This window comes from Helicobacter sp. 23-1044, from assembly GCF_053654695.1.
The window spans coordinates 1-13,122 of sequence record NZ_JBSIUQ010000014.1 but is presented as its reverse complement, the minus strand read 5'-3'; the positions used below and the strand labels follow the sequence as shown (position 1 = coordinate 13,122).

The 13,122-nt window shown below is 40.8% G+C and carries 15 protein-coding genes; 8 read left to right on the top strand and 7 right to left on the bottom strand.

What is annotated here, in order from left to right; all coding sequences use genetic code 11:
* The first annotated feature begins 8 nt into the window (after window positions 1-8).
* The 5 genes from ACWIUD_RS10425 to ACWIUD_RS10405 all read left to right on the top strand — a co-directional run bounded on the left by ACWIUD_RS10425 (window position 9) and on the right by ACWIUD_RS10405 (window position 5,522).
* Window positions 9-1,019, top strand: a complete 1,011-nt coding sequence (locus ACWIUD_RS10425; protein WP_454148847.1) for a tetratricopeptide repeat protein — start codon at window positions 9-11, stop codon at window positions 1,017-1,019.
* Complete coding sequence (locus ACWIUD_RS10420; RefSeq protein ID WP_454148846.1) at window positions 1,019-2,779, top strand: GspE/PulE family protein; 1,761 nt, start codon at window positions 1,019-1,021, stop codon at window positions 2,777-2,779. The genes ACWIUD_RS10425 and ACWIUD_RS10420 overlap by 1 nt, the downstream gene beginning before the upstream one ends.
* Entirely contained in the window at window positions 2,776-4,002 is a 1,227-nt protein-coding gene (locus tag ACWIUD_RS10415) for a type II secretion system F family protein (RefSeq protein ID WP_454148845.1), read from the top strand. The genes ACWIUD_RS10420 and ACWIUD_RS10415 overlap by 4 nt, the downstream gene beginning before the upstream one ends.
* A gap of 603 nt (window positions 4,003-4,605) precedes the next feature.
* On the top strand, window positions 4,606-5,109 hold the full coding sequence (locus ACWIUD_RS10410; RefSeq protein WP_454148844.1) for an outer membrane beta-barrel protein: 504 nt from the start codon (window positions 4,606-4,608) through the stop codon (window positions 5,107-5,109).
* A gap of 98 nt (window positions 5,110-5,207) precedes the next feature.
* The gene (locus ACWIUD_RS10405) at window positions 5,208-5,522 is read left to right on the top strand and encodes a hypothetical protein (protein WP_454148843.1); all 315 of its coding nucleotides are present in this window, start codon (window positions 5,208-5,210) and stop codon (window positions 5,520-5,522) included.
* A gap of 17 nt (window positions 5,523-5,539) precedes the next feature.
* Here ACWIUD_RS10405 and ACWIUD_RS10400 read toward each other — a convergent pair whose 3' ends face one another.
* From ACWIUD_RS10400 to ACWIUD_RS10385, 4 genes are all read right to left on the bottom strand, one after another.
* The gene (locus tag ACWIUD_RS10400; protein ID WP_454148842.1) at window positions 5,540-7,873 is read right to left on the bottom strand and encodes a hypothetical protein; all 2,334 of its coding nucleotides are present in this window, start codon (window positions 7,871-7,873) and stop codon (window positions 5,540-5,542) included.
* Entirely contained in the window at window positions 7,842-8,171 is a 330-nt protein-coding gene (locus ACWIUD_RS10395; protein ID WP_454148841.1) for a hypothetical protein, read from the bottom strand. Before ACWIUD_RS10395 ends, ACWIUD_RS10400 begins: the two co-directional genes overlap by 32 nt.
* A 350-nt stretch (window positions 8,172-8,521) precedes the next feature.
* Window positions 8,522-9,832: a tRNA (N6-isopentenyl adenosine(37)-C2)-methylthiotransferase MiaB gene (miaB, locus tag ACWIUD_RS10390; RefSeq protein WP_454148943.1), complete on the bottom strand. Its 1,311-nt coding sequence runs from the start codon at window positions 9,830-9,832 to the stop codon at window positions 8,522-8,524.
* A 119-nt stretch (window positions 9,833-9,951) separates the two neighbouring features.
* The gene (locus ACWIUD_RS10385) at window positions 9,952-10,194 is read right to left on the bottom strand and encodes an HP0268 family nuclease (protein ID WP_454148840.1); all 243 of its coding nucleotides are present in this window, start codon (window positions 10,192-10,194) and stop codon (window positions 9,952-9,954) included.
* A 114-nt stretch (window positions 10,195-10,308) separates the two neighbouring features.
* On the opposite strand from ACWIUD_RS10385, the gene nusA reads away from it, so the two are divergent.
* Window positions 10,309-11,490 carry a transcription termination factor NusA gene (nusA, locus tag ACWIUD_RS10380; protein WP_454148839.1) on the top strand — a complete coding sequence of 394 codons (1,182 nt, stop codon included), beginning with the start codon at window positions 10,309-10,311 and terminating at the stop codon, window positions 11,488-11,490.
* A 14-nt stretch (window positions 11,491-11,504) separates the two neighbouring features.
* Here the strand turns inward: nusA and ACWIUD_RS10375 are convergent, their stop codons facing one another.
* Window positions 11,505-11,705, bottom strand: a complete 201-nt coding sequence (locus tag ACWIUD_RS10375) for a hypothetical protein (protein WP_454148947.1) — start codon at window positions 11,703-11,705, stop codon at window positions 11,505-11,507.
* Here ACWIUD_RS10375 and ACWIUD_RS10370 point away from each other — a divergent pair.
* On the top strand, window positions 11,616-11,915 hold the full coding sequence (locus ACWIUD_RS10370) for an ATP-grasp fold amidoligase family protein (protein WP_454148941.1): 300 nt from the start codon (window positions 11,616-11,618) through the stop codon (window positions 11,913-11,915). The two genes, ACWIUD_RS10375 and ACWIUD_RS10370, sit on opposite strands and share 90 nt — an antisense overlap.
* 120 nt (window positions 11,916-12,035) lie before the next feature.
* Here ACWIUD_RS10370 and ACWIUD_RS10365 read toward each other — a convergent pair whose 3' ends face one another.
* Window positions 12,036-12,671, bottom strand: coding sequence for an ATP-grasp fold amidoligase family protein (locus tag ACWIUD_RS10365; protein WP_454148838.1), 636 nt, complete (start codon window positions 12,669-12,671; stop codon window positions 12,036-12,038).
* On the opposite strand from ACWIUD_RS10365, the gene ACWIUD_RS10360 reads away from it, so the two are divergent.
* Window positions 12,665-12,823, top strand: coding sequence for a hypothetical protein (locus tag ACWIUD_RS10360; RefSeq protein ID WP_454148837.1), 159 nt, complete (start codon window positions 12,665-12,667; stop codon window positions 12,821-12,823). The two genes, ACWIUD_RS10365 and ACWIUD_RS10360, sit on opposite strands and share 7 nt — an antisense overlap.
* Window positions 12,824-12,835: 12 nt before the next feature.
* On the opposite strand, the gene ACWIUD_RS10355 is transcribed toward ACWIUD_RS10360, so the two are convergent.
* Window positions 12,836-13,069: a hypothetical protein gene (locus tag ACWIUD_RS10355; RefSeq protein WP_454148939.1), complete on the bottom strand. Its 234-nt coding sequence runs from the start codon at window positions 13,067-13,069 to the stop codon at window positions 12,836-12,838.
* Between the last annotated feature and the right edge of the window lie 53 nt (window positions 13,070-13,122).

Genomic DNA, 13,122 nt, shown 5'->3' with positions numbered 1-13,122 from the left:
ATTTTTGGATGAAAAAAGTTGTAGAGTTAGAGGGTCGCTGGAAAGCATACAAATATAAAAGGGCGATATTTTATCTATTTGTCGCCTTGCTTGTGGCATTCATCGCGCTTCTTACATTTTTTATCAAAATGCAAGTTTTTGATAAAAAATATCGCATTGCCCAAAATCCGCAGAATCTAGTAAAAAGCGTAGATTCTGCGCCAAAAATACCGCTAGATTCTGCGAAAGTCATAAATTCTAATGCAGATTCTGCGAATTTCGCAGAATCTAATAAAGTCGCAGAATCTACCGCAGATTCTGCGCTCACGCAAGATAAAGACAAAATAGAATTTATTTGCAGGCAAGTCATCGTAGATAAACTCACCGCAAGGCAAAATGCCTCTGTAAAATCCACGCCACTTGGTTATTATCCAATGGATGCTATTTTTTGCGCGAGTGAAAGCAATAGCAGTTGGGCGAAAACGCAAAATGGTTGGGTGAATATTAGTGATAAATATAGTCAAATCGTAGATGTGAATATGTTTGTCGATACGGGATTTTACAAATATCAAAATATCGCCACCCCCGCTAAAAGGCAAATACCAAAGACGAGCGTTGAAGAAGTGCGCGTATTTGACAAACCAATAAATAGCGCAGAATCTCAAACTACGCCCCAAATCGCTGAATCTAAACCCAAAAAGCCACTACTCATCACTTCGCAAAATATCACAAAAGAGCAAACCATCGAATTTAAAAAAGTAGATTTTCGTAACAACAAAGACTACAAAACCGCCATTGAAGTTGCGCGATATTACTATGAAATCAAAGACTATGAAAACAGCATAAAATGGGCACTCAACGCGTCAAATGCCGATTCGCGTGGTAAGCAAAAAAGCGAAAGTTGGATAATTTATGCAAAGTCGCTTTATTTAAGCGGCAAAAAAGAGCAGGCAATCTCCGTTTTAGACCGCTACACTTCAAGCACAAACGCCAAAGACGCACTTGATGTGCTAAACAAAATGCGACAAGGCATCATCTAGTGGCAAAAGTGAGAATTGGAGATAGACTAATCTCCGCTGGTTTAATCACAAATGAGCAATTAAACAAAGCACTAGAAGAGCAAAAAAAGCAAGTCCGCCGCAAAAAAATCGTCCGAATCTTAGTGGATTTAGGATATTTAGAAGAGACGAAATTACTTGGATTTTTTGTCGAGCTTTGCAAACGGCGCGAGCTAAATCTAATCTCCATTTTGGAGGACTTCCCAAATAGCGAAGAGAATATTTTGAAGTTGCTCTCAAGAATGCTAAATATGGAGTATGTGGATTTAGACGCGATTGAGTTTAATCCCGAAGTGGCAGATTCAGTGCCGTTTGCGATTATTGAGCGATATTTGAGCTTCCCGCTGAGCGAGAGTGGTGGCGAAGTAAAGGTGGTTTTGGCAGACCCATTTGACATTCAGGCAAGGGACGCGATGGCGCGCTCCATTCGTGGCAAAAAGGTAGCATTTTGTATCGCTAAAAAAGAGCAGATTGTGGGGATTGTGATTCGCATTTCGTTGCACGATTCTGTAAAATTGCTCGTTAAAAAAATCCGCGAAGAAATTAGCGGCGATTCGCAAAATATTTTACTCGCCGATGATGTGAATCAAAGCTCGATTACAAAGCTTGTCTATGTGATTTTTGAAACGGCGATTAAGCAAAAGACAAGCGACATTCACATCGAAGGCACTGAAAAAAGCACTTTGGTGCGAATCCGCGTGGATGGCGTGATGAGAGAAGCATTTAAGTTTGATAAAGATATGTTTGCGCCACTTGCTTCGCGAATTAAATTGATGGCAAATATGGACATCGCCGAGCGTAGAAAACCGCAAGATGGGCGTTACAGCGATATTATTTTAAATAAACCTTATGATTTTCGTATCTCTACTTTGCCAATTATCACGGGCGAATCAATCGTTATTAGGATTTTGGATAAGAGCAAAGTGCTCGTGCGCTTGGAGGACTTGGGGATTAGTGAGCTAAATTTCGATAGATTTAATGAAGCAATCAAACAGCCAAATGGCATTGTGCTAGTTACAGGACCCACAGGGAGCGGGAAAACGACTACTCTTTACGCCGCGCTAAATGCCATCAAAAGTGTCACGCACAAAATCATCACGGTTGAGGACCCTGTGGAGTATCAAATGGATATGATTCAGCAGGTGATGGTAAATGAGCGCGCGGGTATGACTTTTGCTGCGGGGCTTCGCTCGATTCTGCGACAAGACCCGGATATCATAATGGTAGGCGAGATTAGGGATAAAGAGACTTTGCAAATCGCACTCCAAGCGGCACTCACAGGGCATTTGGTGTTAGCGACACTTCACACAAATGACGCCATTAGCGGGGTTGCGCGTTTGCTTGATATGGGCGTTGAATCATTTTTCATCGGCTCGACAATGTGTGGATTACAGGCGCAAAGACTTGTGCGCAAACTTTGCCCAGAATGCCGATATGAAGTAGAGCCACCTGAAAAAATGCTAAATCAAATCAAAAATTTGATACCGGAGGATTACCACTTCTACAAATCGCACGGATGCTCAAAGTGCGGTATGCAGGGGTATTCAGGCAGGGAGGTTATTTCAGAAGTCGTGCTTGGCACAGAAGGTATGCGGCGACTTATCTCGGCAAATGCGACAAAAGATGAGCTTTTGGCGGAGGCTAGAAAAGATGGCTTTGTTACGATGTTTGAGGACGCGTTAGCAAAGGCGTTGGAGGGTAGGACGAGTTTAGATGAAGTGTATAGGGTGGCAAAACTATGAAATTTTTTAAAGTAAAAGCAAAGAAAAACGGCAGAAAAGTTGAGATGACAATCAAAGCAATGACGGCAGATGCGGCATTTGAGCTTGCTAGAAATAAGCATAATCTAAAACCCATCTCCGCAGTTGAAGCTGACCCGCCGGCATATTTGAAGCTGTATGCGGATATGACGAAGGATAAGGCGATTCGCTATGATGACTTGATTGCGGCATTTAAGCAGATGAGCTTTATGCTAAATGCGGGGATTTCGATTCAGGCGACTTTGGAGGATTTGGTAAAATACACGAATAATGACAAGCTCGTAGGCATTTTTGATGAAGTGCTTACAGGCGTAAATAGCGGACGGACGCTAACGGATTCATTTATGGACCATAAGCTTGTCATCGGCGGATTGCCAATTTCGATGATTTCTTTGGGCGAAAAGACGGGTAATCTCGCAGAATCTTTGGATATGCTTGTAAAAAACTTAGAAGAACTCCGCGATAATCGTGCGAAGTTTAAAAAAGCGATGCGCTATCCAATAATCGTTATGGTGGCGATGAGCGTGGCGTTTGTGGCGTTGTGCTTGCTTGTTATCCCGCAGTTTAAGGATATATTTAACGAGCTTGGTAGCGACTTGCCGTTGCCTACTAGGATTCTCATCGGTATTGAAGAGGTGCTGACAAATTATGGGATTTTGGTGGCGTTTTGCATTGCGGGGGTGATTATTTTGATTATCAATCGCTACAAGCGCAGCGAGAAGTTCAAATACGCCTTTGATAAGAATATTTTAAAGGTAAAGCTGATAGGCAGAATCGTATTTTTATCTAATATCACGCAATACGCCACGACTTTATCGCTTCTTTTAAAAGCGGGGATTGCGCTAGAAGAGGGATTAGAATCATCTGCCACACTTTTAGGTAATGACTATATGAAAAGCAATCTAATCACCGTAAATCGCGCGATTCAGCGGGGTGTCACGCTCACAGATGCGCTCACTGAGACAAAATATTTTGACCCGATGAGCATTCAAATGGTAAATACGGGAGAGCAGAGCGGTGAGCTAGATAAAATGCTAGCAAGTGTGGCAGAGTATTACAAAATCAAATATGACTACATTTTGGATAACTTATCGGCGTATATTGAGCCGATAATGACTTTCTTTTTGGCGTGTTTGGTGTTGCTACTTGCGCTTGGGATTTTCTTGCCGATGTGGGGACTTGGCGCAGCTGCAAAGGGCGCGTAAGAAAGTGCGTGCTTTGTGCGCGTTTGCGGGAGTTTGAAAAATCGTCATTGCGAGATTCTGCGTTTTTGTAAATTTTAACGCGAGATTCTGCGAATCGCAGAATCTAATGTGTTTTGCCCCGTCATTGCTTTGGCGAAATCATAAATTCGCGCAACGCAACCTAAAAAATATACAATAAATCCAATTTTCTGCTATAATTTCGCGTTTATAAATTCGCGGGGATTGTCGATTCGCGTGGGTTTATAGCAAATTTAATCATAAAGGAGAAACCAAAATGAAACAAAATTCGACATTTTTATCAAACGCACAAGATTCGCGCATAGGGGGGGGGGCAGTAAAGGTTTAAGTCGCGCAAACCACGCAGATTCTGCGAACTTCACACACACTCACAAACTCCCTAAAATAGCTTTATCGCTAATTTTTTGTAGCGCAAATCTCGCATTTGCCGAAGAAAGTGGCGTATTTGCAGGCGCGGAAATCGGCTATGGCGCGGGAAAATTTGAAAATAAAATCAGCGGTGCATTCAACCAAAGCGCAAAATATGACGGCGGAGGCGTAAAATACGGCGTTGTCGTAGGATACAAGCAGTTTTTCACGCAATACTTGGGATTGCGCTACTACGCAAATGTCGGCATTACACACGCCACACTAAAATCAAACGCCGTAGCGCAGGGCTATAATTGGAAAGATAGAGTTGAAGGCACTTTGATAAATTACGGCGCGAATGTGGATTTTTTGGCAAATTTTGTGGCAAATGAGACGATGGACTTTGGCGGATTTATCGGGCTTGGAGTGGGTGGAAACTCGTGGAGTGGGCAAGATTTGGACGAGCACGAGGACTATTTGAATAGCTTGGCGCAAAATATCACAGCTCCCGTTAGCCTTGCCAAAACGGGCTTTGATTTGTCGCTAAATGTGGGACTTCGCGCAAATATCGCTAAAAATCACGGCGTTGAGCTAGTGGCAAAAGTGCCGTTTTTGAAAACCACTTTGCTTGATAGAAGCATATCCGTGAAAATAAATGGCAATGGAGGCGGAAATGTAAAAGTTAGAAATACGCTCCATAGCCCATTTAGCGTAACGGCACGATATGTGTTTAGCTTTTAGACTTTGCTAAAAATCGCAGAATCTAGTGCGCCAAATTCCCGTCATTGTGAGAAGTCGGGCGACTTCGTGGCAATCTAAATAAAATTGTCATTCTGAGATTGCGAAGCAATCGAAGAAACTCTATTTTTGAGATTTTTCGCTACGCTCAATCCGTAGGATTGGATAAAGAAACTTCGGCTTTGCCTTGTTTTGCGAGTGTAGCAAAGCAACCAAATGACAAAAATTTGGATTGCTTCGCCTTGCTATCGCAAGGACTCGCAATGACAAATAAGGCGTGGATTGCTTCGTTGCGTTCGCTATCGCTCACGCGCCTCGCAATGACAAAATTGGGGCAGATTCTGCGTTTTGATAAAATTTTCGTGCGAGATTCTGCGAAAATTATTGCAAATCGCAGAATCTATATTGCAATCTAGCGCAATGAGTAAGCGCACTAACTAGCCTCTTGTATTTCCTCCACGACTGCATCTATTACCATATCTTTATCAAAGTTTGGCAATTTTGGGCGTTGTGATACGATAGCTACAACTATGGGTTTTAGAACGCTATTTGCATAAGGCAACATTGCTTTAATTTCAAATTTTTTGCCAAAGAAATCATTATCATTTTGCAAGATTTTATTGACTATGGCAGAAAATTCAGCCCCTTCATCTTTTGATAGTTTAAATAGCACACTTAACGCAATGATATGCTCAAAAAATATGCGCCGTTTTTTGGTTAAATCATCTTCGATAAATTTATCCATTAGCTTTTTAGCCACTGCTCCGCCACCCATACCGCCGACTATGCCACCTGCCAAACCGCCGATTATCGTTCCTGCGCCCGGGATAAATGACAATGCAGCCGCCCCAGCCAATGCTCCAGCTGCGCCACCTGCGATACCACCAGCATTTACCACGATATTTTTCACGCACTGCATACCAGAGATTTGCCCTCTCATCATTCGGACGACTTCCACGCTAGAAGTAACCGCCATAGTCGCAGCGGCTACTACGATAGTTCCGCGTAATGCGCTATTTGCTGCGCTATGAACAGCTTTCTCACCTGCTTTTGACGCACCCTTTTTGCCTACTTCGGCTAACGCTCTGCCTACTGCATTACCATTAAAGTTAAAATTTATCACTTGTTCTAAAAAGTGATTTATTGCGGGGATTCTTTGTATTTGTGCGCCTACCATATAAACAGCAAATGCCTTGCCACCTGTTTTTATGCCTATGATAAATGATTCTTTTAATGCTTTTTTCAAATCCCGCTCTCTATAATAGCAAAGGCTAGTATTTATCACAAAAGACACTCCAAAAGATACCACAGCTATAACAGCTCCATTTTGTGCGTCAAATTTTAGGCTTTCTTTAGAACAAAATTTGCAGTAGGCTTTTGCTTCTTTGTAAGGCACACCTCCTTTAACAAGATTTTTTGCTTCGTTTGGGTCGGTAACACCGGGCACTTGTCCTTGTTTAATCTTTTCCTCCATAATTTTAACGGCTTGTTCATATTGGTCTTTTGGCACTTCAAGTTGCATAGGTTTGCCTGTATCTTTATCGATATATACATAATTGCCATTATCATCACAGGCTGCATTAACACTTCTATTAGCTGTTTTACAATATTTGGTTTGTATTTTAGTATCACCTACAGTTCTGTCTGCACCGTGTTTGGCATTATCATCACCTACGATTTCATTTTTATTTACCCTAAAAAATCTTTCAAAAGCGTTTGTGTCATTTTCGTGATTCATAATCTCTGCTGAAAATCCGTGTCCTGTGGCATTAAGATTAACTTTATTCCCACTGCTATCTACAAAATCACCGATTTTTACGAATCTACCATTTGCATCTGTGTAGCTTGTAGTGCTTTCTGTATAGCCTTTTATGTATTTTAGATAATCCTCGCTTCCTTGTATTGCCTTAAAATTTTTCGTCCATACTTCAGCCACTCCCAAAGTAGTCGCAGCAGTCGAAGTGGTGTTTGAGAGATTTTTGGTAAATCTTTCTTTATAAGATTCATAGCTCTCCCCATCTAAAATCACAGGATTTAAATCCTCACTAATTTCCAAACAGCGATTTTCGGTATCCTCGCACAAGTTAGAGCAAAACCACTCACCATCAATGTCATTTGTGGCGTTTTTGTCCTCTGCCTTGCCACAGGATTCGCAAAAGACAAAATTATCCAAATTTACATTGTGGATAAAATACGCTCCATTATCGAAAATATATTTATTGACATTGCCACTTGATTTTAAAAAATCCTCTAAATATTCGGCAGGTAAATCTATAATGTCTTTTGCTTGTGATATGGCTTCTTTGTAGGCAACTTTGAGGGTTTCTTTGATAAGAGATTCCATTGCGCTTATAATATTTTGCAAATCCTTTGGCTTAAAGTAGAAATTTCTATCATAGAGCATAATGCCAGAAATTGAACCGCTATACTCAATACCTTGAATCACTTCATCAATAAAGCCTTTAAATTTTAGCCTTTTGTCTTTAATCTCACAAGCACTATAAATATCTTGCAATGTAAAATACAAATATTTATCATCTAAACTACCGACAATTTCGCTAATTTGTTTGTAGATTTTATTTAGTTTGCCAAAATCTTTAACTAAAAAGAATAGAAATATCCCAAAAGCTAAAGCGATATATTCAAAATATTCATTTGTAAGCGGAAATAAGATTAGATTTAAGCCAAACCCGTAAGCATACAAAAATCCAAAAGCATAAAATAGGCGAGAATTATTATAGATTCTGGCTAATTCCCCCCCCCCCATTGTAATAAGCTAATTGTTTGATATGATTTAGCATTTTGGTATGCCAAAATGAGCAGACTACAAAATATCCAAAGACAAGTAGCAATAAGTTGTGATAGCCACTATCTGCGATATATTCGCCATAATTACCAAATAAACTAACCACTACAATCAAAAGTGCAATTTTTAGCAGTGTAGGAATCTTGCCATATAAAAAATAGGCTACGGCAAAAATTAGTGCGCCTGTTATAGACATTTTTATAAAAGTCATAGTGCTTAAACTGCCAAGTGTGTTCCAAATTTGCGGTAAATTTTCCATTAAAAACTCCAAAAAATAAATTTCGCAATTCTAATTTAGTTTGGTTGAAAATTGACTTAAATATTTGAAAAAAATTTTGGCGCAAGAAGTTAAATCGCTAAAAAAGTTTTATAAGTGCATTTTTCACGCGCTTAATGTCAAAAATGCCATTTTTTGCGCGGGGATTTAGCGTAGCGAAATATCTCAACAAAAAAGAGATTCTGCGAAAATCGCAGAATCTGCTTTGATTTCCCCATCCCTTGCGGAGGGGGCTATGGGTGGGTAATTTTTATTTTAGATTCTGCGTTTTTGTAAAAATTTCACGCGAGATTCTGCGTTTTTATAAAATTTTCACGCAGGATTCTGTGAATCTACACGATTTCTCCAAACAATGCGCCGTTTTTGGCGTGTGTGATTTTTGTGTCATAGATTGCGCCTATGGTAAGTGGATTTGCGCTTTTTAGGCGCACTAATTTGCCATTGTCGCTTCGCCCTTCAAATTCGCGCTTATCATTATGATTTTCTATCATCACGCTATGAATCTGCCCTATTTCGCGCTTTGCTTTTTGCGCTAAAATTTTTTTATGCAAATTTTGCAGTTTTTTTAGTCGCTCATTTGCCACGATTTTAGGGATTTCTGACAAGTCAAACGCGCTTGTATTGCTTCTAGGCGAATAAATAAAGCTATACATTGTATCAAACTGCGCATTCTCCACGACTTCAAGCGTTTCATCAAAGTCAGATTCGCCCTCTGTGGGAAATGCCACGATTATATCCGTGCCAATGCCGACATTTGGGGCAAGTGCGCGGAATCGCTCCACACGATTTAAAAACCACTCTTTTGTGTAACCGCGCTTCATATCGCGCAAAACCTTGCTACTCCCGCTTTGCAAGGGTAAGTGAATGTATTTTGCGATTTTTGGATTACTCGCAAACTCCGCGATAAACTCATCATCGCAGTGCAGTGGGTGCGGAGAGACGAATCTAATGCGCTCAACACCGCTAACTTTGCTTACTTCGCGCAAAAGTTCAGTGAAATTCACGCGCTTATGGGGGCTAGAAAATCTCGCGCCATAATTATTGACATTTTGCCCTAGCAAAATAATCTCTTTTGCGCCCCGTTCTGCGCGAAATCGCACTTCATTTATAATCATATCAAGGGGGATTGAAATCTCTTTGCCACGCGTGTGCGGGACGATACAATAGGCGCATTTTTTATCGCAACCGATTGAGATATTTATCAGCGCACGAAATTTATGAATGCCCGATTCGCCCCCGCCAAGCGCAAATTCATAATTGCTTTCATCGTAATTTGTGGCGACTTCGACTGCTTTTGGGACATTTAAAATCTGCGTGATTTTGGAGACATTTCGCGCACCAAGCACAAAATCCACGCTAGGGGCTTTTTTGATAATCGATTCGCCCATCGCACTTGCGCTACACCCGCAAATCCCTAGCTTTGCGCCCTTTTTTTTGAGCTTTGTAAAAATGCCTATTTCGCTAAAAAGTTTGCGCTCAGGCTTTTCTCTAACAGAGCAGGTGTTTATCAAAATCAAATCCGCGTCTTTTGGCTCATCTGTGAGAATGTAATTTTCTTTTGCGCCAAGTTCTGCGATGATATGGGCTGAATCACGCTCATTCATCGCACAACCAAAGGTTTTGATAAAAAGTTTTTTTTGCAATTTTTTATCCAAAATCGCAGAATCTGCGCTAGATTCTGGGGATTTTTGAGATTCTTCGCTCCGCTCAGAATGACAAAATGAGCGAGAATGACAAACCAAATTAGATTCTGCGAAATTCATCAGTAACTTATAATATGCAATTCGTAAAGATAGCTATCTAATCCATATTTTAGCTCATTTAATTGCACGGATTTATTTGCTTTTTCTAGCGAAGTGCGGAGTTTTTGAATGTCTTTTGCGCCATTTTCGCTATCCAAATAAAATGTCGCGCTACCATTTTCCTGCGCCACTTTGATGATTTCATCAAGCGAAATGCTTTTTGCCTTGCTGTTTAGCTCGGGTTTTGCTAGTTTAAATTCCATATTTGCGTCCTTAAAAATGTGAAAAATTTTAAATTGCGGATTGTAGCAAATTACCCTTAAAAATTAGCGCAATTTTGTTATAATTTGCGATTTTAAATTTCAAAGGATAATCATTTGGATAAGATTTTAGATGTTATGGAGATTATCGCATACGAGAAGGGTTTGCAGCTTGAATCGGTGCAAAATATTGTCGAAGGCGAGATTTTAAAATTAGCAAAAAACACGCTTGGCTGGGATAAAAACTATGTCATTGATTTTGACAAAAAAGACAAAACCATAAAGCTTTTTTATAAGCTAAAAGTGGTGGATTCGGCGGATTTTAATAGTGAGACAGAAATCACGCTAGATTCGGCGCAAAATCTGCCAAATATCGATAGTAGCGCACTTCACATCGGCGATGAGATTTTGCTTGAAATAAATTTAAGCGAAATTGACATCAATCGCAACATTACAAGTGCGCTGTTAAAGGACTTTGAAGAGCTTATGGATAAGAGTTTGGAAAATCAAATCTATGAGCAACTAAAAAGTCACATAGGCAAGATTGTCAATGGTATGGTGATTTTTGTGGATAAGAAAAGCGAGGATAGTATCGTAGAGATTGACGCTACACGCGCAAAATTGCCACGCAAAAACCGCATAAAAGGCGAGAGATTCGCGGTGGGTGAGAATATTTCGTGCATTTTGAAAAATATCTATTTTGACAAAAAATATGGCATTCAAATCGAGCTAAGTCGCACTACGCCGAAGTTTTTGGAGGAACTTTTGCGCCTTGAAGTACCTGAAATCGCCGATGGGGAAGTCAGCATTATCAAAAGTGCGCGAATCCCCGGTGTCCGCGCAAAAGTCGCCGTGCAAAGCAATACGCCCCGCGTAGATGCGGTAGGCGCGACCGTTGGCGTGAAAGGTGTGCGAATCAACGCCGTTAGCAAAAAAATATGTGGCGAAAATATCGATTGTATCGAGTATTCGCCCGTCCCTGAAATCTTTGTCGCAAATGCGTTAAGCCCAGCCAAAATCAAAAGCGTAAAAATAGAGGACGAAAAAGCCACAATCACAATCCACAGCGAACAAAAGCCCAAAGTCATCGGCAAAGATGGCGTAAATATCCGCTTGGCTTCGATGCTTTTGGGATTGGAGCTAGTCATAAATGACATAGGCGCGGAAAATGCGCTAGATTCTGCGATAAATACGGAGAAAACGCAGAATCTAACGCAAAATTCGGCAGATTCTGCGGATGACGGCGCGATGTCTAGCGAGGAAAAAGAAAAAATGTTTAAGGCATTGTTTAAAGAGTAGAGATTCGCAAAATTTTATTTTAAAAATGCCGTTTTAAGAAAACTCACGCGAAAAAGTTTGAAAATGGGGATTTTCAATACCCAAGCGATTATAAAGTGCATTGCTTTGGCGGTGCGATAAGTCACATCGATACCATCACAAATCGCTTTGTGAAGCAATGCGAGATTGCGATGAGTTGCAAGTGGCAGGCGATGCCCTTTCGCTACCAAAAGCACCCAAATTCCCTGCCAAGCAAACCTACGAATTTATCGCAAATGCTGCAAATCGCGGAAATTTTGAGTGTGACAAAGTATGTGCGCGTGGATTTGTATAATGTCAATAAGCGCGTGTTTGTGGGGGAATTCACCTTTACGCCTGCGGGTGGGACGGATATTTTTACGCCGACTGAGTGGGATAGGAAGTTAGGTGACTTGTGGAAAATGTAGATTGCGCGTTTTTGGTATTGTGGGATGTTCGCTAGAAAATCGTGGCAATTTAGATTCTGCGAAAAGCGCAAAAATCGCAGAATCTATTAAATTTTTTTGTGTAAAATCGCAGAATCTGCGCTATTTCCACAGCGCACCTAATTTTTCATCCCACGAATTTGGACTAAATCGCCCCGTGCCACCTTCTGGCGTTAGCGTGAGTTCCCCCACCACAACGCACCCACAATTATACAAATCTACCCGTAAATACGCTATTTGCGCCGATAAATGCGTGGCGATTTGAAGCATAAGGGCGAGATTCTGCGGATGGGGCGGAATATTTTTTGGCGTGGGATATAAATATTCGCACTCCATTTTTTCCCACTGCGCGTTAAAAATCGTGCGCGTGTGATTTGTAAATCGCTCGGTATCGACTTGAATATACGCACACTCACCAAAGCAATGCACTTTATAATCGCTTGGGTATTGAAAATCCCCATTTTCAAACTTTTCATACAACATCTCCTCCGCAAATACGCGTGGGGTGATGTTTTTGTAATGCCACTCGCGGTAAAGTGTGTAGTAATTTGTCGCAAGGTGCTTTTTTAGTTTTTTCATCGCGGATTTAAATGCGCTCTTATCGCGCAAGAGCGCATTTTTATCGCTCACAAGCACCACGCCACCGCCATCGTGATTTGTTTTTAACACAAAAGAATTTGGCAAAATATCAAAATCTATCGCCTCCACGCACTCCCAAACGCCATAAAGTTTTGGCAAAAACTTGCAGGAATTCGTCTCAAAAAGGGTGGATTTTAACTCATCGATTGGTTTTTGAAGTGTTTGAAAAAGCGCAGAATCTGGGGGAGATTCTGTGGAATTTTTCGCAGAATCTAATTTATTTTTATCGCAATTTGCAGAATCTGGCGTAGATTCTGCGTTCTTTACCTCATCTGCCCCCCCCCCTCAAACGCAAAATCTCGCAATTTATAAGCGATATAAATCCTCGCCTTTAATTTATCCGCGAGGTGCGTGTAAAGCGGATTTCTATCAAATAAAATGCGATGGATGATTTTTTCATTAAATGTCTTTGGGTGGGCGAAATTAGGCACATAACCAAAGATTTTTTGATGTCTTTTTTTGAAGTATTCCTCATCGCTTAATCGCCTCTCCCACATTCGCAGAATCGCCAAGCGCAGGGGATTTAGCACTCTAAAAATCAAACTTTTTT

What these genes read in the sequence shown, in the direction of transcription:
- ACWIUD_RS10425 (WP_454148847.1), top strand. Translation starts at nt 9, where the DNA reads ATGAAAAAAGTTGTAGAGTTAGAGGGTCGCTGGAAAGCATACAAATAT.
- ACWIUD_RS10415 (WP_454148845.1), top strand. Translation starts at nt 2,776, where the DNA reads ATGAAATTTTTTAAAGTAAAAGCAAAGAAAAACGGCAGAAAAGTTGAG.
- ACWIUD_RS10400 (WP_454148842.1), bottom strand. Translation starts at nt 7,873, where the DNA reads ATGGGGGGGGGGGAATTAGCCAGAATCTATAATAATTCTCGCCTATTT.
- ACWIUD_RS10395 (WP_454148841.1), bottom strand. Translation starts at nt 8,171, where the DNA reads ATGGAAAATTTACCGCAAATTTGGAACACACTTGGCAGTTTAAGCACT.
- ACWIUD_RS10385 (WP_454148840.1), bottom strand. Translation starts at nt 10,194, where the DNA reads ATGGAATTTAAACTAGCAAAACCCGAGCTAAACAGCAAGGCAAAAAGC.
- ACWIUD_RS10355 (WP_454148939.1), bottom strand. Translation starts at nt 13,069, where the DNA reads ATGTGGGAGAGGCGATTAAGCGATGAGGAATACTTCAAAAAAAGACAT.